Genomic DNA, 20,326 nt, shown 5'->3' with positions numbered 1-20,326 from the left:
GTCGAATTACATGAGGTTCAGCGTGTTAGTCAAAAATGACGATTATATAGTCACAGACCATGTCCTTCATCAAGTGCACACCGTTCCCGGCGTTACATATTTAGATTTAATTACAAGATTTTTATCTGCAAAAGGGATTAACACTAGAAGCTTTGAAATCAAACATGTATTATTTCAGGAACCGGTTGCAACTTCTGCCCAATTTGATAAAAAAGTTACCTTTCAGTTTACGGAACAAAAGAATGGATGGCTAGTTGAAACAGTTAGCAGAAAATGGATCGATAGAAATGTTGCAGATCATGAAGTGTCAGTCAATTTGCAGGCGGAAATCACCAGCGGAGCGCAACAGGGAAGCGAAAAAAAAATCCGGCCTGAGGATTTAAAGAAAGGGGCACTCCGAACAACAGATGCTGAAACCGCTTATAGTAATTTGCGGAAAGGCGGCTTAATCCATAAAGAGTTTATGAAACTAGAAGGGACAGTGTATGAAGGGAAAGATTATATCCTGGGAGAGGTCAGTTTAAGCGGACTTGCAAAAGAGTATATTGATGATTTTTATTTGCATCCCGCTTTTCTGGATGGCTCTTTAAGCCTTCTGGGAGTGCTTGCGTCTGCTGAATCCGATGCATTAAACGATGCGTTTATTCCGATTTATATTGAAACTTTTCGTTCTCTGAATAAAACGGGTGAGACTTGTTTTGTTTATATTGATAAAAATAATATCACGCAGCCGTCTTCTAAAGATATTTTATATGCGGATATACAAGTATACAACTCGGATGGTGAACTTTCTTTTTATTATGAACGGTTCGGTGTGAAAAGAGTTAGGAACGAGGAGTCAATACAAAGGCTGGAATACAAGGGAATAAAAGATGCAGAGGATAGAGACATTAAAATTGCGGATGATTCTCTCGACAAGAGTCTTATTAAACAGGTAGCGGCCATGATTCAAAAGCCCGAAGAATCTGTCAAAACTGATATCACATTTTATGAACTTGGATTAGACTCTAAACAGTTATTAAACTTGTCTAAAACATTAGAACAACTTTTGCAGACCAAGCTGTATCCAACATTATTATTTGATTACTCTACAATTGGAGAATTAACTGAATACCTGTGTGGGAAATATGGTGACAAAATCATGCCGCTTGCAGCATCTGTTACGAAAACAGATTTCAAAGAAACTTTATCCAATGAGTTGGCGTTTATTATTGGTGGTTTAACAAGGACCTCAGCATATGAAGTGAACCAATATCGGTCGTTTTATGAATTGGGTCTTGATTCAAGACAGCTATTGCAGATATCTAAAATGATAGAAGAAAAAATTGGTGCTTCGTTATACCCGACTTTATTATTTGATTATAACAATATTCATGATTTGGCAAGTTATTTAGAAGAAAAATATGAGATGGTAACACAAACGGAATCAGAAGAAGATAAAAAACAAAGCAAGGAAGCACCTGATGCAGGGCATTTGGAAAATATATATATGCAAAAAGAGTGGATCGAGTCGCCTTTATTATCTGAAGGTGTTCCTAAAGGTAATATCTTAATTTTAGATTTTGAACGATCTATGAGTGATGATATTCAAAAGTATGCAGGCAGTAAAACTGTTATTTATGCACAAGCCGATTCCGAGTATCTTAAAATAAGTGATAGGCATTACAAATTCCATCCTGAAAATCCTGAGCATTACATGAGAATATTAAATGATGTAAAGTTATCAGGACTATTTCCCGAGACAATTATTCACTTTTTGTCAAAAGAAACCCAGGATAACAGATTAGATCCGGATTTAACACACAGTTTTTATTCTGTTCTTTATGTAAGTAAAGCTTTACTGAGTCAAAAATTAACCAGCAGATTAAAATTTCTGTACATGTATACCAAATATCAATATACGAATCCGTCTTATGCGGCTGTCTCAGGCTTTTTTAAAACTTTGCAAGCAGAGCAGCCGAATATTGAATGCAAAACAATAGAGTTTACAACAAATCAAACCATCCAAATAGCACCTGTATTACTCGATGAAATAAATGGAGATTTTAATCAAACCGTTAAGTATGAAAACAATAGAAGATTTGTCTCAAAATATAGAGAAGTCCCGTCAGTAACAATGCATAAGACAGAAGCAACATTAATAAAAAACGGGGTCTACCTTGTAATTGGCGGATTAAGCGGCATTGGCTGGATATTTTCAAAATTTATTTATTCAGATATTCGCGCCAATGTTGTTATTGCTGGCCGGTCAGAACTGACTCCAAAGATGGAAGAAAAATTAGAAAAGATTCGTTCCCGCGGTATAAAAATCACCTATATTCAAGCTGACATGACAGTTAAAAAACAAGTAACCCAATTACTCGAAAAAGTCTATTCAGACTTTGCGAAAATTAATGGCGTTTTTTATAGTGCCGGTGTAATCAGAGATTCTTTTATTATGAATAAAACGGACGATGATGTACATTCGGTGCTTCAATCTAAAATAAGCGGAGTCATTCATTTGGACGAGGCACTCGCCGATATGCCTTTAGACTTTTTTGTTTTATTTTCCTCTATTTCCGCGGAAATAGGAAGCTTGGGGCAAGCAGATTACGCGTATGCCAATAGTTTTTTAGACAATTTTGCAGAATGGAGAGAATGTATAAGAAAGACAGCAGGAAGACAAGGTAAAACAATCTCTGTAAATTGGCCTTTTTGGAAAAACGGAGGTATGTCAATAGATAATGAAGTACAGAAAATTATGAAAACCCATCTCGGTCTGCACCCGCTAGAAACTTTTTACGGAATAGAAGCTATAAAAAGGTCGCTTGCTCAGACCGGCCATCAAATGATTGTGTTATATGGACAAAAAGAAAAAGTAATAACATACTTTCAACCGTTACCTTCCAGTTCAGGGGTAGTGCTTGTAAGAGACTCATCGATAGCAGCAGATATAGATGCTTCATCGTACATTCCCGAAAAAACAGGCTCTGCCGTTCAGTTACTGGGCACAGCAGACAACAGCGATCTTGATGATTATTTAAACTTTTGGAGCAGAATAAAAAAAGGTGTTCCTTCGCAAAATCATCATATAGATGCCGCTAAAAAACTGATCTCATTTTATCAGAACAGGAAAATGGAGACAGTTCATTTTCTGATAAACACTGCAAATGTGCGTAATATGGAAATAGTGATGAGCGGAAAAGGAGAAACAATTTTACTTATTTGCGGTTTTGCAACGACGGCTTATATGTGGAAAGAGCAAATAAAGGAGTGGGCGAATCATTTTAATGTAATCGTCATCCACACCCCAGGTTATGGATTGAGTAAAGGAAGTGATGATTTTACATTGAGTGGTTTAAGTAGTGCTTTTATTGAGGTGTTAGAAGATATAGGAGTAACATGGCCAATTCACATTGCAGCAGCTTCTTGGGGAGGAATGGTAGGGCAAAGAATAGCCTATGAATATCCTGAAAAAGTGAAAACACTGACTCTATCAGGCGGTTACACCACCTATAAAGAAGATCCTGACCATAGTGTGGAGGAAAAGCTTAAGGAGGATTTTGCAAACATCGGTAGATTGAATGAATATGAAATGTTATATAGCAATCAATTTTTAAATGCATCTATTGAGCACTTCATGGAGATTCATAATAGAGAAGGTTATTCTACTATAAGTTTTTTAAAGGAGATTAAAACAAGAACGCTTATACTTACAGGTGAGAATGAAGCGGTTGTTGACATAGAGGAGACAAACTTGCTTCAGAAATATCTTACAAATGCCGTTTCAAAGGAAATCGAAGGAGCGGGACATCTTCCTAATGTTACACATCCAAGAGAATTTAATAAGACTGTCATTGATTTTATAAAGAATTGAACATATTTATTTAGAAAGTCTAAAACGATAATTCTATAAGGGGAGAAACAACTGTGAAACATACATTGAGTAATCCAGCTTTTGATACCAAGCAAATTGACGCGCTTCGCCGTCACTATCAGACTATGATAGATGATGGAGACTTACAATGTGCAAGTTACATTATGTCAAGGGGCGGAGAAATCTTTGCAGCCGATTCGCTTGGAGAGTTTCTGGGTAAAGAGAATGAGACGAAAAAATTCAAACTTGATTCAATCAGAGAAATTGGTTCTCTAACAAAAGTCTTTACCGCAATTGCTGTTATGCAGCTGGTGGAAAAGGGACTGCTCGACTTAAAAATGCCTATTAAACTATTTCTCTCTGCATTTGATAAACCTGGATTTAACGAAATTAAAATACTTCATCTGCTTACTCATACGGCAGGATTGGCTTTTGATCTGGATCTTCAAAAGGCAAATGGCATTGACTTAACAAATGAGGATGAATGGGTCGCTTATCTGGTCAATACGCCTCTAGAGTACAAAGTTGATGAGGCCTGGAATTATTCCAGAACTGGATTTGTTATTTTAGGAATAATCATTTCAAAAGTAACCGGTATGTCTTACGAAGAGTATGTGACAAAGCATATTATTAAAGCGCTTGGTATGGATAGAACATTTTTTTATGTCCCTAATGCTTTAAAATCTGAAGTTTGTATTATCAATAATAACGAGAGTGAGCAGCTGGTTGAAGAACGACACCCCTACTTTCCGAATAAAGCGACTACAGGGCTGTATTCGACATTGAAAGACATTTGGAAGCTGGCAGAAATGTTTAGAAATAAAGGCCGGTTTGAAGAGAAGAAACTACTTGGTAAAAAAACAGTCGAGTCTATGTTGCGAAATCAAATAAAGGAGGGACTTCCCTTTTACTTCTTCGGAGCTCCGAGAGAAAAAGGGGATTTTGGTTTAGGAATCAATCTATGGCCTGCCGGGGAACATTATTTTATGAGTGAAGGAACCTTTTCGCATCTCGGAATGGGGTGGTGCGGTCTTTTTTCAGATCCGGCAGAAGAGTTTACGTATGTGTTTTTCACGCCGATTTCAGAGTTTAATCCTCATGCTGTTTTAACTCCGCTGAACATTGTGTGGGCTGGCATTGAATAAACGGATAACAGATTAAAATTAGTAAAAGTATTTTTGGGTTCCGCCTGCCAAGCAGGCGGAACCCAAAAATACCTCCTCTTTATTCACACTGCGTTTACTTCCCCGACACTTTACGGTTCGTAACAGCTCATTAAAAAACTTATTTTATTTTTTTCACTTTTTTAACTGTATTACAACATTCCGTTTTTATAATACAGTTTCGCATCTTTTATAGTACAGTTTTTTTCGTGCTCTCCCTATTTTCAAAGCGGTTTCAATTTTAGTTTATAAATAATTGACGGCTCTGTGGAATTGCTGTAAACTATGTTTGTTGATTATTGTACTAATAAAAAAGTTATTTTTATTAGTACAGTTTAAACGTCATTATCTTTGCTTATTTTTTGTGATTTTCTGAATGATTAATTTTAGAATTGCAGAGCATGATAAGACTGTTTTTAATACGGATTATGAACGGTATCAAACCCCGTTTAAACAAAAGAAGAGGTGGTTTAAAAGATGGCTGCAAAGACAAAAACTTCAATTGTTGATAGCAAAAAACAATTTGACGCTATTAATAAGCAGTTTGAAACGTTTCGAATTTTAAATGCTGAAGGAGAAGTCGTAAATAAAGAGGCAATGCCCGATCTTTCAGACGATCAACTAAAAGAATTAATGAGAAGAATGGTATACATCCGCATTTTAGACCAGCGTTCGATTTCTCTATCACGTCAAGGACGTTTAGGTTTCTACGCGCCTACAGCAGGTCAAGAGGCTTCTCAAATTGCATCACACTTTGCCCTTGAGCAGGATGACTTTATTCTTCCTGGTTATCGTGATGTCCCTCAGCTGATTTGGCACGGACTTCCTTTATACCAAGCGTTCCTATTCTCAAGAGGTCATTTTAAAGGCAACCAAATGCCTGAGGGAGTAAATGCGTTATCACCTCAAATTATCATCGGCGCACAAATCATTCAAACAGCAGGTGTAGCTTTAGGACTTAAAAAGCGAGGTAAAAAATCGGTAGCGATCACTTATACAGGAGACGGCGGAGCTTCACAAGGTGACTTTTATGAAGGGATGAACTTTGCCGGAGCATTTAAAGCGCCAGCGATTTTCGTCGTGCAAAACAACCGATATGCGATTTCAACGCCTGTAGAAAAGCAATCATCAGCACAGACAATTGCCCAAAAAGCAGTTGCAGCCGGTATTACAGGTGTTCAAGTTGATGGAATGGATGCCCTGGCTGTTTACGCTGCAACAGCAGAAGCACGCCAACGTGCAATTAACGGTGAAGGTCCGACCTTGATTGAAACTCTTACATTCCGTTACGGACCACATACAATGTCTGGAGACGATCCGACTAAGTACCGTACAAAAGAAATAGAAAACGAATGGGAACTTAAAGACCCGCTCGTACGCTTCCGCAAGTTCCTAGAGAATAAAGGGCTATGGTCTGAAGAAGAAGAGAATAAAGTCATCGAACAGGCTAAAGAAGAAATCAAACAGGCCATCAAAAAAGCTGACAGCGAACCAAAACCAAAAGTAACAGAGTTAATTGAGAATATGTTCGAAGAGCCGACATTTAACTTAAAAGAACAATTTGAAATTTACAAAGAGAAGGAGTCGAAATAAGCCATGGCGCAAATGACAATGATTCAAGCGATCACTGATGCGTTACGCACAGAACTGAAGAACAATGAAAACGTTCTGCTTTTTGGAGAGGATGTAGGCGTTGCAGGGGGCGTTTTCCGGGCAACTGAAGGCCTTCAAAAAGAATTCGGTGAGGATCGCGTATTTGATACGCCGCTTGCAGAGTCTGGAATTGGCGGGCTTGCTCTCGGCTTAGGTTTGCAGGATTACCGTCCTGTTATGGAAATCCAATTCTTTGGATTCGTTTATGAGGTAATGGATTCTATTTCTGGACAAATGGCCCGTCTTCGTTACCGTTCTGGCGGACGCTGGACTTCACCTGTAACAATTCGTTCTCCGTTCGGCGGCGGTGTTCATACTCCTGAGCTTCATGCTGATAGCTTAGAAGGTCTTATTGCACAGCAGCCTGGTATCAAAGTTGTCATTCCGTCAACTCCTTACGATGCCAAAGGACTTTTAATTTCTGCAATCAGAGACAATGATCCTGTTGTTTTCTTAGAGCACATGAAGCTTTACCGTTCTTTCCGTCAGGAAGTTCCTGAAGAAGAATACACAATTGAGCTTGGCAAAGCTGACGTGAAACGTGAAGGTACTGACCTTTCAATCATCACTTACGGCGCAATGGTTCATGAATCATTAAAAGCTGCTGAGGAGCTTGAGAAAGACGGCGTTTCTGCTGAGGTAATTGATCTTCGTACTGTCAGTCCACTTGATATCGATACAATCATCGCATCTGTAGAAAAAACAGGCCGCGCGATTGTAGTTCAAGAGGCGCAAAAACAGGCCGGTGTTGCTGCTAATGTGGTAGCAGAAATTAATGACCGTGCGATCTTGAGCTTGGAAGCACCTGTACTTCGAGTGGCTGCGCCTGATACAGTATTTCCTTTCTCCCAAGCAGAGAGCGTATGGCTTCCAAACTATAAAGACGTTCTTGAAACAGCAAGAAAAGTACTTGAATTTTAATCAAATTGCATAATTCAGAGGGAAGATGGACGTTTTCCCTCCATTGTATATCTGTTTTCAATGCTTACGATGTAAACTTTAAAATTGCTTAATCAAACTAGGAGGTCGAAAACTGTGGCATTTGAATTTAAACTTCCAGATATCGGGGAAGGTATCCACGAAGGCGAAATCGTAAAATGGTTTGTCAAGCCTAACGATGAGGTAGACGAAGATGATGTACTGGCGGAAGTCCAAAATGATAAAGCAGTAGTAGAAATTCCTTCACCTGTTAAAGGAAAAGTATTAGAATTAAAAGTTGAAGAGGGAACGGTTGCAACTGTTGGACAAACGATTATTACGTTTGATGCACCTGGGTACGAAGATCTTCAATTTAAAGGAAGCCATGATTCAGGGGAGGCAAAAACTGAGGCACAAGTTCAATCAACTGCCGAAGCGGGACAAGATATCTCTAAAGAAGAGCGTCCGAAAGAACCTGCAAAAGCAACTGGCGCAGGACAGCAGGATCAAGCTGAAGTTGACCCGAACAAACGCGTGATCGCTATGCCTTCTGTGCGTAAATATGCTCGTGAAAAAGGCGTAGACATCCGTAAAGTAACTGGTTCAGGCAACAACGGACGTGTTGTAAAAGAAGATATTGACAGCTTTGTAAACGGAGGAGCGCAGGATGCGCCGCAAGAAACAGCTGCACCGCAAGAAACAGCTGCTAAACCGGCTGCTGCACCAGCTCCAGAGGGCGAATTCCCAGAAACACGCGAAAAAATGAGCGGTATCCGTAAAGCAATTGCGAAAGCGATGGTTAACTCTAAACACACTGCTCCTCACGTAACGTTAATGGACGAAGTGGACGTAACAAACCTTGTTGCACATCGTAAACAGTTCAAACAGGTTGCTGCTGATCAAGGAATCAAGCTGACTTACTTGCCTTACGTTGTAAAAGCTCTTACATCTGCACTGAAAAAATTCCCTGTTTTAAACACGTCAATTGACGATAAAACAGATGAAGTAATCCAAAAACATTACTTCAACATCGGTATCGCTGCAGACACTGAAAAAGGTTTGCTTGTACCGGTTGTGAAAAATGCAGATCGTAAATCTGTCTTTGAAATTTCTGATGAGATCAATGGCCTTGCAACAAAAGCTCGTGAAGGCAAGCTTGCTCCAGCTGAAATGAAAGGCGCATCTTGCACAATTACAAACATCGGTTCTGCCGGCGGACAATGGTTCACTCCGGTTATCAACCATCCAGAAGTTGCGATTCTTGGTATCGGACGCATTGCAGAAAAAGCGATTGTTCGTGATGGCGAAATCGTAGCAGCTCCAGTCTTAGCTCTTTCTCTCAGCTTCGACCACCGTATGATCGACGGAGCAACTGCGCAAAATGCATTAAATCACATCAAGCGTTTACTGAACGATCCACAATTAATTTTAATGGAGGCGTAATGTTATGGTAGTAGGAGATTTCCCTATTGAAACAGATACTCTTGTGATTGGTGCGGGACCTGGCGGCTATGTAGCTGCCATCCGCGCTGCACAGCTTGGACAAAAAGTAACAGTCGTTGAAAAAGCAACTCTTGGAGGCGTTTGTCTGAACGTTGGATGTATCCCTTCAAAAGCGCTGATCAATGCAGGCCACCGTTATGAGAATGCAAAGCATTCTGACGACATGGGAATCACTGCTGAAAACGTATCAGTTGATTTCACAAAAGTTCAAGAATGGAAAGCTTCTGTTGTAAACAAGCTTACTGGCGGTGTAGCAGGTCTTCTTAAAGGCAACAAAGTAGATGTTGTAAAAGGTGAAGCTTACTTTGTAGACAGCAATTCAGTTCGTGTTATGGATGAGAACTCTGCTCAAACATACACGTTCAAAAACGCAATCATTGCAACTGGTTCTCGTCCTATCGAATTGCCAAACTTCAAATATACTGAGCGTGTCCTAAATTCAACAGGCGCTTTGGCTCTTAAAGAAATTCCTAAGAAGCTCGTTGTTATCGGCGGCGGCTACATCGGAACTGAGCTTGGAACTGCGTATGCTAACTTCGGAACTGAGCTTGTTATTCTTGAAGGCGGAGATGAAATTCTTCCTGGCTTCGAAAAACAAATGAGCTCTCTCGTTACACGCAGACTGAAGAAAAAAGGCAACGTTGAAATCCATACAAATGCGATGGCTAAAGGCGTTGAAGAAAGACCAGACGGCGTAACAGTTACTTTTGAAGTAAAAGGCGAAGAAAAAACTGTTGATGCTGATTACGTACTGATTACAGTAGGACGCCGTCCAAACACTGACGAGCTTGGTCTTGAGCAAGTCGGTATTGAAATGACGGACCGCGGTGTCGTGAAAACTGACAAACAGTGCCGCACAAACGTACCTAACATTTATGCAATCGGTGATATCATCGAAGGACCGCCGCTTGCTCACAAAGCATCTTACGAAGGTAAAATCGCAGCAGAAGCTATCGCTGGAGAGCCTGCAGAAATCGATTACCTTGGTATTCCTGCGGTTGTCTTCTCTGAGCCTGAACTTGCATCAGTTGGTTACACTGAAGCGCAGGCGAAAGAAGAAGGTCTTGATATCGTTGCTGCTAAATTCCCATTTGCAGCAAACGGCCGTGCGCTTTCTCTTAACGAAACAGACGGCTTCATGAAGCTGATCACTCGTAAAGAGGACGGTCTTGTGATCGGTGCGCAAATCGCCGGCGCAAGTGCTTCTGACATGATTTCTGAATTAAGCTTAGCGATCGAAGGCGGCATGACTGCTGAAGATATCGCGATGACAATTCACGCTCACCCAACATTGGGCGAAATCACAATGGAAGCAGCTGAAGTAGCAATCGGAAGTCCGATTCACATCGTAAAATAATGCTCATATCAAAAACAGCCCTCGCTCAAAGCGGGGCTGTTTTTTTATTTTGACAGCACATGCTGTAATGGTTTAATGATGTCTTCTTTCTTTTTCACACATCCCTCAATTTTCACCACGACATGGCGCTGATCCACAACCATAAGGGTAGGGACGGTTTCAATCTCATCTTCCCAGCCCTCTTTGTTATCATAGACCTTCATTTTATCTATTTGCTCAGGATAATCTTTTTCTAAATCAAGCAGTGCATCATAATATGGCGCTTCCTGGTCAATTTGGTTTTCATCAGAAAAAAACAGGATTTGTGTATGATGAATGTTGTCAATCCGGCTTTTTTTCATCGGATTGATGGTGGAAAGCGTACAGCCCGATAAAGCAAATACTATTATCAGTATGGGGAATACCGCGCGATATCGCATCTATCTTCTCCTCTGTATAAACAATAGTAAACTAGTTTTAGTTTATCATGAGAGGCGGCTTAAACTGCTTCTTGTTACCTAATTGTTATATAATTGAAACCGTTTTTAAAGTGACATTACATATCATATCAATCGTTTAAAATAGCGATCTGGGGGTATATAGGATTTATCGCTGTAGTTCTTCAATAAACGTTCAAGAAAACATGAAATTATAAATGTGTTTTGGCATATGTATCGATTAAAGCTGTTGCATGAAGAAGATATAGTGTGATGGAAGATGAAAAAATATGCTATATATAAGGATATAGAAATAAATGTGTTATACAATTTGTTGTTGACATTTTAAATGTGACATATTAATATAATAGCAACAAAAGAAATTAAGCGTTTTCAAATTTCAAAGAAATGGGGAATGAGAGATGGGTACGATTGTTTGCCAAGATTGCAACGAAGCCATTCATTACTTTGAAGATGAGAAAGTGACAACATTATACGGAACATGCTGCGGACAATGTCAATGTCCTGTTGATGAAGAGTAAAAAAAGCATGCGGCTCAAGCCGCATGCTTTTTATTTATTGAATCGCTTTTTGCTCTTTAATGACCCGGATCATGTTTAGCGTCGAGTCTTCAGGCCCTTGAACAGGGAGACCTGCGTCGAGGTTCTTGAAAATGTAGCTGATGTTTTCTTCTGTAATAATCTCACCTGGAATGAAGATTGGGATACCAGGCGGATATACCATGACAAATTCAGCGATAATCCGTCCGGATGCTTCTTTTAATGGAATGACTTCCGTATTTGCATAGAAAGCATCACGCGGTGTCATTGCCAATAAAGGAATTTCCGGAAGCAGAACCTCAGTTTGCTGATGTGTTACATCTTGTTCTGACATTTGATGTGCGATCTCCGTTAAAGCCTCTACAAGCCGGTCTGCATCATTTTGGCTGTCACCAGGGGTGAAAATACACAAAATATTGTACAGATCTGAAAGCTCAACTTCAATATTAAAGGATTCACGAAGCCATTTTTCAACGTCATGACCTGTAAGCCCAAGATTTTTGACAGAGATAATCAATTTTGTCGGGTCATAGCTGTAAGCTGCTTTCGAACCAAGAATCTCAGAACCGACACAATAAATGCCTTCAATCTGATTGAGGCGATCTCTCGTCTGGTTGGCAAGCTTCAGTGTCTCCTCAGCAAGCTGATGGCCTTCTGTTGCAAGGCGTTTTCTGGCAACATCCAGAGAGGCGAGAAGCAAGTAAGATGTTGACGTTGTTGTCAGCATGCTCAGGATAGATTGCACTCTGTCTTTAGATACAAGGCCTTCTCTCATGTTTAAAATAGAGCTTTGTGTTAGTGATCCGCCCAGTTTGTGGACACTTGTCGCTGCTATGTCTGCTCCTGCCTGCATAGCTGAAAGCGGCAATTCATCGTGAAAATGAATATGAACGCCGTGTGCTTCATCAACAAGCACCGGCACATCGAACGAATGAGCGAGTTCTACGATGCTTTTTAAGTCGGCTGCAACACCGAAATATGTCGGGTTGATGACGAGAAGCCCTTTTGCATCTGGGTGCTCGGTAAGCGCCCGTTTAGCAGATTCAAGTGTAATGCCGTGGGAGATGCCCAATTCATTGTCAATTTCAGGATGAATAAAGATTGGGATCGCTCCGGAAAATACAATAGCTGTCATAATTGATTTGTGCACATTTCTTGGAATAATAATTTTATCTCCAGGTCCGCAAACAGCCATCACCATTGTCATAATGGCGCCGCTTGTTCCTTGAACAGAAAAAAATGTGTGGTCCGCGCCAAATGCTTCAGCCGCCAGATCCTGTGCTTGTTTAATGATGCCTTTTGGCGCGTGCAGGTCATCTAATGGTTCAATATTGATTAAATCTATGCTTAACGCGTTTTCACCGATAAATTGTCTGAATTCTGGGTCCATTCCTGCCCCTTTTTTATGGCCGGGAATGTGGAATTGAACAGGCTGTCTGCTTGCATGCTTTTTCAGTCCTGTGTATAAGGGTGTTTCATGTTGCGACAATTGTTTTCCCACCTTTGTAATCATACCTATGCATAATAGTGTGTATTAAAATCAGTTTCTCAACCGTTTTTTAGACGTAAAACAAATGAATTATATTATGAACTTGAAAGAATGTAAAGAACAATTTATGATCAAATGAAGATGCTTTCTCTTAAGGGAAGCAAATCTATAAGGAGTGAAGAAAATGGAATACCAATATCCGATGAATGAAGATTGGACAACCGAAGAAGCAGTAGATGTGATTGCGTTTTTCCAGCAGGTTGAGCATGCATATGAAAAAGGCGCGGATCGTGAAGAACTGCTTAAAGCTTACCGCCGTTTCAAGGAGATTGTCCCGGGGAAGGCCGAGGAGAAAAAGCTATGCAGCGAGTTTGAAGAACAAAGTACATACTCTCCTTATCGTACGGTCAAACAAGCAAGAGAATCTGATCAGGCGAAGATTAAGATGTAAGAAAAAGAGCCGGGTGATATCCCGGCTCTTTTTTATGCTTGTGATACTTTTTGGGTGAAACGGTACAGAAAAGCAAGCTGCTGGAAGGCATCGTCGATACGCTGAAGGAATTCCTGATTATTCATATTCAGCACTTCTTCTTTTTGAAGCTGGATGCCGCATAACAGCTCGGCTTTCTTTATAGTCTGCAAACGCTCAAACAACGTCTTCAGCTGTTCCTTGTCCATTTCAGACTGCTTATGTACTCCCGGTTTTGTGTGATCTGCGGACCAAACGAAGCTGTCTGGAATATTCTTGGTAATCGTTTCCTGATTCGCTTCAAGCAATTTGCCGTATTCTTCTTTGATAGGGGATTCATAAATAATCGCGAACCACACAAATACGTGGCTTTCCCATAAACCAATCTGAAAATGCGGCAGTTTTTTATAGCCTCTTTTGCTGTTTGCGAACGCTACCCAGCTGTCAGCAGGGGGATTGACGGATCTTCTTGCGTGCTTTGCCACATGCGGAAACATTTCATCTCCGGTTAGAGCTGATAAAGTTGGGGCAAAATGTTCGCCTAGAGCTGTAAGCTTCGGACGGACCGTCTCTTTTAATACTTCCATGCGCGCGTCTAAGCCTTCTATTGTAAATGTGTTAAAGTCTTCCTCCGTAAAACGCATTTGTGTCATGATTTTCCTCCTTCATGCTAAGTATACATATTTTATCACAGTTAGGACGAGCGGCAAAAAGATTGAGCGCGTTTGAAGAAAGGGGAAATGTGGTAATAAACGAGTAGGTAAACACACAATTTTCAGAATCATGTTACGCGTAAATAGAACAATCATACGATATAAGAAGTAATCATTGTTGAATGGCAAAATGGGATGCTTTTTTACAAACAAATGATCTCTGGAAGGGGCGAAAGACAATGAGGCAAGTTGTGAAAGAGGGATTTAAGGAAGAGAAAAACAATCGTGTAGCTGTCTGGAGACTAGAGGTTGATTATGAATTGGCAACCCTATATGAAGCAATGCAAAAAGAAAATGAAGAACAGATTGAGCAAAGCAAAAACAAACTTGAGCGACTCAGAAAAGAATGGATTCGTCTTAACGGGTAAAAAAGCGATAGTGAAAACGAACCGCGTGAATGGTTCGTTTTTACATGAGAAGGGATATTTTTCATTTTCCTTGCTTTTTCACCGCCGTTATCAGTATCCTATAAAATAAAGGTCTACATAGAAGAGAGGTACGCACGAATGACAAATTGGACGGAAATTGATGAAATAGCAAAGAAATGGGTAAGAGAAGCAGGCGCGAGAATTAAACAATCCATGCATGAAAGCCTGACAATTGAAACGAAATCAAATCCGAATGATTTAGTCACCAATATTGACAAAGAAACGGAAAAGTTTTTCATTGACCGCATTCAAGAAACGTTTCCGGGACACCGCATACTCGGCGAAGAAGGGCAAGGGGACAAACTCCACTCACTGGAGGGAGTCGTCTGGATTATCGACCCGATTGACGGGACGATGAATTTTGTGCACCAGCAAAGAAATTTCGCAATTTCAATCGGAATTTTTGAAAACGGAGAAGGGAAAATCGGGTTAATTTATGATGTGGTGCATGATGAGCTGTATCACGCATTTAGCGGCAGAGGAGCTTATATGAATGAAACAAAGCTGGCTCCCTTAAAAGAAACCGTCATTGAAGAAGCGATTCTTGCCATTAATGCGACATGGGTGACGGAAAACAGAAGAATTGATCCAAGTGTGCTAGCGCCCCTTGTGAAAAGAGTCAGAGGCACTCGCTCCTACGGTTCTGCTGCTTTAGAGCTGGCAAATGTTGCGGCAGGAAGAATAGATGCTTACATCACGATGCGGCTTGCGCCATGGGATTATGCAGCCGGCTGTGTGCTGTTAAATGAAGTAGGAGGCTTTTATACGACCATTGAGGGAGAGCCGTTTACCTTTTTAGAAAATCACAGTGTGCTGGCCGGAAACCCATCTATACATAAAACGATATTTGAAGAGTATCTTCATGCTGGAAAGTAGGCCTTTTGAACAGGATGACCTCAGCTTGTTAGAGAAGCTCGCGGAGGCTCATCCTGTATGGAAAGAGGAGGAGTTTGGGGAGAAAGATGCAGAAAGCTATATAATCTCCTATTCCATGTACAACGGGTCATGGCTTGTATGGGAAAAAGACGGTCAGCCTGTTGCCGTCAGCTATCATCTCGAGTGGGCGCCTTCCAACGGAAAGCCGTGGCTTGGAACGGTGCTGGTAGACCCGGCTGAAGAAAAAAAGGGGCATGCGAGGATAATCATTGAGCGGATCAGCAAATCGCTTAGAGACAAACATAAAGCGATGTTTGCGGCAGTTCCCATTGACCGCAGTGAATGGATACTGTTTTTGAGCCAATGCGGCTTTGAACAGCTGAAAACGGAAAATGATGAGAAAGGCAAATCATTTTTGATCCTGGTAAAGCCTTTAGCGGAAGCTGCCGTATGATGACGGCAGCTTACTTTTTTTATGCCAGTACCTTAAAAAGCCTCCCAAAATTGAGAGGCATCTGTTAAAAAATTATTTTTTCACTGCATGAATATAATGAATCGCTTCAAACGCTGACAAATAGTCTGTTCGATTGCCAAAGAAAAGGCCATTAATGTCGTCTGGTGATAGATGTTCATAAATCAGCAAACCTGATGACTCTAACATTCTTTCAATTTCATCATAAGTAAAACAAGATTTCATCGGTTCTCCGCTTGCAGCAGCCATCTTCACCATATGTTCAACTCTATTTGATGTTCCTTTTGCTGTAAAGAGTGTTTCGTCCGCATAATCAAAAACGATAGAGCTCCCTGATGGGACATGAGAAAATAAATTGCTGATCAAGATTGCATTTTCTTCTCGTGTTAAATAATAAGACACTCCCAGAAGGCTAAAGAATGTTTTTGTGTTTTCAAATCCTTTATCTATAAGAGGCTGATACGAAAACGTTTTGGTAAAATCCATAGGAACAAAGTGAAGATGTTCAGGAACTGTCAGATTTGCATCTGTCAGTTTATTTTTTTTGAATTGCTGTGTAGCCGGATGATCAACCTCGAAAACTTGTAAGCTGTTTTCCAATTCAGGATGCCGAAAACAGAAAGTATCGAGCCCGGCCCCAAGAATGACATACTGTTTTGCTCCAAGCATTAATTCGTTGTGTAAGACTTTTTCGCTATACGAAGCACGTGCTAAGGGCGTGGGCGACAGCTGGACTTGCGTAACCCATTTTAATATTTCTTCGGGATCATTTTGCAGGCGTTCAGCAATCTCTTTATTGAAAAACGTGATTCCTTGAATCATATTCTCGCTGATGTCGGAAAACTCTTTTTCGTTAATAAGCTCTTTTGCAATAAAATCATCAAAAATGAGAGGCGTGTCATATCGGCTGTGATACGCACGGGCAAAAGCTGAAATCAAAGACGTTAAGCTGGACTCATTTTTCCTCATGAAATGATCCTCCCATAAAAAAATAAGATTCCCCTGGCCAGGAGAATCTTATTATACATATAAATATATTAATAGTAAATTATAGCATAAATAAAATTTTTTGTCAATGTTTTTGCTCTTTCTTCAGTCGTATGAACTTCCTTTATTTCATATGCTTACGTTCATTCTTTAGATAGCAGTTAAAAAAATCTTTTACAATGTTAAGAGTATGATGCTGGGTAAAACCGATATGTCCGGCCTCCTTTATTTTATACATAATGGCATCGTGGCCTGCTTTTTTTAGTGCGTGATAAAATTCAGCGCTTTGCTCATACGGAACGACGTCATCCTGATCACCATGCATAATAAGAATTGGCGGCGCCTTGCGATGTACATATTCAATAGGGCTGGCTTTTCTGGCTTTTTCCTTATGTTCCTGAATTGCCCCGCCAATAAGCTTTGATTCAGGAGAATGAGGGGAGTCATGGTCAAAAATAGACGGATATCGGCTCATTGTCAGTAAATCGGTCGGCCCAAACCAATCTGCAATGGCCTGCACTCGACTCGATACATGTGCATATTCCCGGTTTCCATCGAATTCTTTTAATCCTTCAGTTAATCCGAGCAGTAGAGCCAAGTGTCCGCCGGAAGAATCTCCCCAAACCCCAATGTTTTGCGGATCAATATTGTATGCTGAAGCGTTGGCTTTTAAAAAACGTACTGCTGTTTTTACATCCTGCAGCTGAGCGGGGAAGACTGCATCGCCGCTTCCTCTGTACTGCACACTTGCGACGGTGTACCCCTCTTTTGCAAATTCAGCAAGCTGAGGCAAAAAGGCGTATGTATCCTGTTTTGTCCAGCCCCAGCCGCATCCTTGTAAATAAATTATTAAAGGATAGGTTTCTTGGTTGCCTTTTTTGTCAAACAACGCATCCATTGGATCGCGGCGCACCAACAAATTTAATGTAAGAGTAGTATTTTCTACGGTTGAAAATTCAATATCAGGAATAAGTTGTACATATGAATTAACATTTTGCTCCCAATGAAGTTCTTTTATTTCTTTCATCTCATCAACTCCAGTATGAAATAGGGTTTATCTGTTGTAATAAACTTCATTACAACGGTTATAAAAAAAGTATGCTTACTGTGAAGCATTCCTTTTTTGAACGATTAATTCAGTCAGTTCTTTTACGCTTGTTTCCTTCAATATATTCTCCATGGCGTCTTGGGCTTTTAATAAAATGAGCTCGAGAACACGATGAATATTTGCTCCGACCCAGCAGTTTGGGTTGGGGTTTTCATGGGAATGAAAAAGCGCGCCTTCTTCAACAACTTCAGTGGCCTTATAGATGTCGTATAAAGTGATGGCGTCTGCATCTTTTAATAAATAAGCCCCACCCGAACCCCTTTTCACATCGATTAGACCTGCTTTTTTTAATAAGCGGCTGATTTGGCGGATAATGACTGGATTGGTATTTACGCTGTCAGCCATTTGTTCTGAGGTGAGGTGATCAGTCTGCACATTTAATAGAGACAACATATGTACGGCTATCGTGAAGCGGGTGCTGATTCTCATGGTATCATCCTTTCGTTGTAATGATTATAATTACAACAGAAACGAAAATCAATACATGTAACGAAAAAAAGCCTGAGAGATCTCAGGCTTTTTCTGATATTACAATCCAACAGCATTCCAGGCTGCTTCAACTTTAGCGGCATCAGTTGAGCCGTACAGATCACGGGCAGACTGAATAAGAGCTGCTTTTGCATCTTTGAACGTGGAAGAAGGCGTGAGGTACGTTGTTAACGCACGATAATAGATTTGCTGTGATTTAGATACACCAAGCTTTGTAATGGTATTGTAAGCGGCTTTGTTTGGAATTCCGCTGTTTATGTGTACGCCGCCATAATCGCCTTCATCTGTGTTTGGAAGGTTTTGATAATCGGCGTAGTTGTCAGGCTGATCGTATTTTGTCGGATTGGACAGGCTGCGGAGAGCAGGCTGGCTGACTGTAATGTCTTCACCAATGTCCCAGTCTTCTGTATCTGTAAAATAACCGAATACGTCAGAGAATGATTCGTTTAATGCCCCCGGCTGATTTTCATAAATCAAGTTGGCCGTTTCTTGAGTGACGCCATGTGTCATTTCATGTGCTGTCACATCTAATGAGCCGGAAAGCGGAGAGAAGAATGATCCGTCGCCGTCACCGTAAATCATTTGATCGCCTGTCCATGCAGCATTGTTATACCGAGTGCCGTAGTGAACGGAAGAAACGATTTTACTACCTTTGTTATCATAGCTGTTCCGTTTAAATGTCGAATAAAAATAATCGTACACTTTACCAAGGTTATAGTGGGCGTCAACGGCTGCCCGCTGAGATGAAGTTGTAAATGTATTAGTTGTGCTTGAGACAAGCGTTCCCGGAAGGCGGCTTTGTCTGTTTTGCAAGTCATATGTGATGATTTGAGTGCCTGTTGGTTTTGAAAGATCTCTTAGAACGTATTTTCCGCTCTCATAAGAGATGTTCAAAGGAACGGTTGCGCCCTTTAGAGTTGTTCCGCTTCCAGTGGCGGCAGCATGCTCTACTTTATTTTGCTGTTTTAATATGCTGCCTGTTTCGGCATCAACTAAGACTTCCCAGTTTGCAGGTTCAGGCTCGATATAGCGAATCGTCACATCGTAAGCAAGACGATAGCTGCCGTCCTTTGTTTCTACCGCTTTTAACTCGGCTTTATCACTGTTTTTGGCCGTTCCGTTAGAAACAGCGTCCGGTGATTTGCCGATGGCTTTGAAAGCGAGTGCCAGCGCTTTTTCAGAAGAGACTTTTTTGCTGTTTTCTGTTTTGCCAGCAGATTGATTGTGTAATTCGCCATTGATCGCATAGACATTATCGGATTTATCGACGTGAACGATCACTTGTGAATCTTTAATAGGCACTCCGTTAACCACAGGCGCATATCGAAAGTGCTTGTACCCAAGGTCATCAGTCGTGCTTTCAACTAGCTTCAGCCTTTTAGCAGGGTCACCTTTGAAAATGTTACTGTTCTTTTTCAAAAACTGTTTGACAGCCTTGTCATTTGGTGCAGATAGTTCTGATTGCGCAATTGCGTTTTTGGAGAGGAAATTTGTTTGATTCTCTTTAAGCTGATGACTTTCAGCAGCCTGAACACCAGGAAGGCTGATTGACAAACTCATAAACGAAGCAGCGACAGCAACAGACAATTTCTTACCTAAACCCACAATAAATCCCCCTTTTTGAAAATACTGAAAAATCTTTATATCGTTATATTAAACTAGCATTCTGGAATACTCAACAAAAACTAACATAACTAGACAAAATTGATAGAATTGTCCTGTGTTTATTTTTGCTGAATAATATCAAGATGAGTCATGTGTCATGTGATGGTGCATTGCAAGTGTTATGTCTTTTTACATATCAAGGAGAAGATGAGAGATTTTTTGTTTCTTATTGAAACTTTTTGACAAGCCGGCTGTCTAACCGAC

18 protein-coding genes are annotated in these 20,326 nt (G+C 40.6%); 11 read left to right on the top strand and 7 right to left on the bottom strand.

Features of this window, described 5'->3' with window-relative positions; translation table 11 throughout:
- Nucleotides 1-10 precede the first annotated feature (10 nt).
- The 6 genes from BSI_RS10765 to lpdA all read left to right on the top strand — a co-directional run bounded on the left by BSI_RS10765 (nucleotide 11) and on the right by lpdA (nucleotide 10,450).
- Nucleotides 11-3,856, top strand: coding sequence for an alpha/beta fold hydrolase (locus BSI_RS10765; protein ID WP_032732068.1), 3,846 nt, complete (start codon nucleotides 11-13; stop codon nucleotides 3,854-3,856).
- 53 nt (nucleotides 3,857-3,909) lie between these two features.
- Nucleotides 3,910-5,001 (top strand): serine hydrolase domain-containing protein, encoded by a 1,092-nt coding sequence (locus tag BSI_RS10770; protein ID WP_032732067.1) that lies wholly within the window; start codon nucleotides 3,910-3,912, stop codon nucleotides 4,999-5,001.
- A 495-nt stretch (nucleotides 5,002-5,496) separates the two neighbouring features.
- A complete protein-coding gene (gene pdhA, locus BSI_RS10775; protein WP_003238806.1) occupies nucleotides 5,497-6,612 on the top strand; it encodes a pyruvate dehydrogenase (acetyl-transferring) E1 component subunit alpha in 1,116 nt (371 codons plus the stop codon).
- A 3-nt stretch (nucleotides 6,613-6,615) separates the two neighbouring features.
- Nucleotides 6,616-7,593, top strand: a complete 978-nt coding sequence (pdhB, locus tag BSI_RS10780) for a pyruvate dehydrogenase complex E1 component subunit beta (RefSeq protein ID WP_003238805.1) — start codon at nucleotides 6,616-6,618, stop codon at nucleotides 7,591-7,593.
- A gap of 114 nt (nucleotides 7,594-7,707) precedes the next feature.
- Nucleotides 7,708-9,033, top strand: coding sequence for a pyruvate dehydrogenase complex dihydrolipoyllysine-residue acetyltransferase (gene pdhC / locus BSI_RS10785; RefSeq protein WP_003238803.1), 1,326 nt, complete (start codon nucleotides 7,708-7,710; stop codon nucleotides 9,031-9,033).
- Nucleotides 9,034-9,037: 4 nt separating this feature from the next.
- Complete coding sequence (lpdA, locus tag BSI_RS10790; RefSeq protein WP_003222288.1) at nucleotides 9,038-10,450, top strand: dihydrolipoyl dehydrogenase; 1,413 nt, start codon at nucleotides 9,038-9,040, stop codon at nucleotides 10,448-10,450.
- A gap of 44 nt (nucleotides 10,451-10,494) precedes the next feature.
- Here lpdA and slp read toward each other — a convergent pair whose 3' ends face one another.
- A complete protein-coding gene (gene slp, locus BSI_RS10795) occupies nucleotides 10,495-10,869 on the bottom strand; it encodes a peptidoglycan-associated lipoprotein Slp (RefSeq protein WP_003238801.1) in 375 nt (124 codons plus the stop codon).
- Nucleotides 10,870-11,288: 419 nt separating this feature from the next.
- On the opposite strand from slp, the gene BSI_RS22135 reads away from it, so the two are divergent.
- A complete protein-coding gene (locus BSI_RS22135; protein WP_003232305.1) occupies nucleotides 11,289-11,408 on the top strand; it encodes a GapA-binding peptide SR1P in 120 nt (39 codons plus the stop codon).
- 34 nt (nucleotides 11,409-11,442) lie between these two features.
- Here the strand turns inward: BSI_RS22135 and speA are convergent, their stop codons facing one another.
- On the bottom strand, nucleotides 11,443-12,915 hold the full coding sequence (gene speA, locus BSI_RS10800) for an arginine decarboxylase (protein WP_003238799.1): 1,473 nt from the start codon (nucleotides 12,913-12,915) through the stop codon (nucleotides 11,443-11,445).
- 184 nt (nucleotides 12,916-13,099) lie between these two features.
- On the opposite strand from speA, the gene BSI_RS10805 reads away from it, so the two are divergent.
- Nucleotides 13,100-13,366: a UPF0223 family protein gene (locus tag BSI_RS10805; protein WP_003238797.1), complete on the top strand. Its 267-nt coding sequence runs from the start codon at nucleotides 13,100-13,102 to the stop codon at nucleotides 13,364-13,366.
- Between the two features lie 32 nt (nucleotides 13,367-13,398).
- Here BSI_RS10805 and BSI_RS10810 read toward each other — a convergent pair whose 3' ends face one another.
- Nucleotides 13,399-14,037: a YktB family protein gene (locus BSI_RS10810; protein ID WP_003238795.1), complete on the bottom strand. Its 639-nt coding sequence runs from the start codon at nucleotides 14,035-14,037 to the stop codon at nucleotides 13,399-13,401.
- Nucleotides 14,038-14,276: 239 nt separating this feature from the next.
- Here BSI_RS10810 and BSI_RS10815 point away from each other — a divergent pair, with 239 nt between their 5' ends.
- From BSI_RS10815 to BSI_RS10825, 3 genes are all read left to right on the top strand, one after another.
- Nucleotides 14,277-14,465, top strand: a complete 189-nt coding sequence (locus tag BSI_RS10815) for a YkzI domain-containing protein (protein WP_009967148.1) — start codon at nucleotides 14,277-14,279, stop codon at nucleotides 14,463-14,465.
- A 138-nt stretch (nucleotides 14,466-14,603) separates the two neighbouring features.
- Nucleotides 14,604-15,401, top strand: coding sequence for an inositol-1-monophosphatase (suhB, locus tag BSI_RS10820; RefSeq protein WP_003238790.1), 798 nt, complete (start codon nucleotides 14,604-14,606; stop codon nucleotides 15,399-15,401).
- Nucleotides 15,402-15,426: 25 nt separating this feature from the next.
- Nucleotides 15,427-15,855: a GNAT family N-acetyltransferase gene (locus tag BSI_RS10825; protein ID WP_003238787.1), complete on the top strand. Its 429-nt coding sequence runs from the start codon at nucleotides 15,427-15,429 to the stop codon at nucleotides 15,853-15,855.
- Between the two features lie 72 nt (nucleotides 15,856-15,927).
- Here BSI_RS10825 and BSI_RS10830 read toward each other — a convergent pair whose 3' ends face one another.
- From BSI_RS10830 to nprE, 4 genes are all read right to left on the bottom strand, one after another.
- A complete protein-coding gene (locus tag BSI_RS10830; protein ID WP_003238785.1) occupies nucleotides 15,928-16,842 on the bottom strand; it encodes a class I SAM-dependent methyltransferase in 915 nt (304 codons plus the stop codon).
- Nucleotides 16,843-16,984: 142 nt separating this feature from the next.
- Complete coding sequence (locus tag BSI_RS10835; protein WP_003238783.1) at nucleotides 16,985-17,887, bottom strand: prolyl oligopeptidase family serine peptidase; 903 nt, start codon at nucleotides 17,885-17,887, stop codon at nucleotides 16,985-16,987.
- 75 nt (nucleotides 17,888-17,962) lie between these two features.
- A complete protein-coding gene (locus BSI_RS10840; protein ID WP_003238782.1) occupies nucleotides 17,963-18,397 on the bottom strand; it encodes an Rrf2 family transcriptional regulator in 435 nt (144 codons plus the stop codon).
- 99 nt (nucleotides 18,398-18,496) lie between these two features.
- Nucleotides 18,497-20,062 carry a neutral metalloprotease NprE gene (gene nprE / locus BSI_RS10845; RefSeq protein WP_003238780.1) on the bottom strand — a complete coding sequence of 522 codons (1,566 nt, stop codon included), beginning with the start codon at nucleotides 20,060-20,062 and terminating at the stop codon, nucleotides 18,497-18,499.
- Nucleotides 20,063-20,326 lie beyond the last annotated feature (264 nt).

Origin of the sequence: Bacillus inaquosorum KCTC 13429 (assembly GCF_000332645.1) — a bacterium.
Lineage (GTDB): Bacteria > Bacillota > Bacilli > Bacillales > Bacillaceae > Bacillus > Bacillus inaquosorum.
Note: the sequence above shows the minus strand (reverse complement) of the source record. Positions and strands in the feature narration are given on the sequence as shown.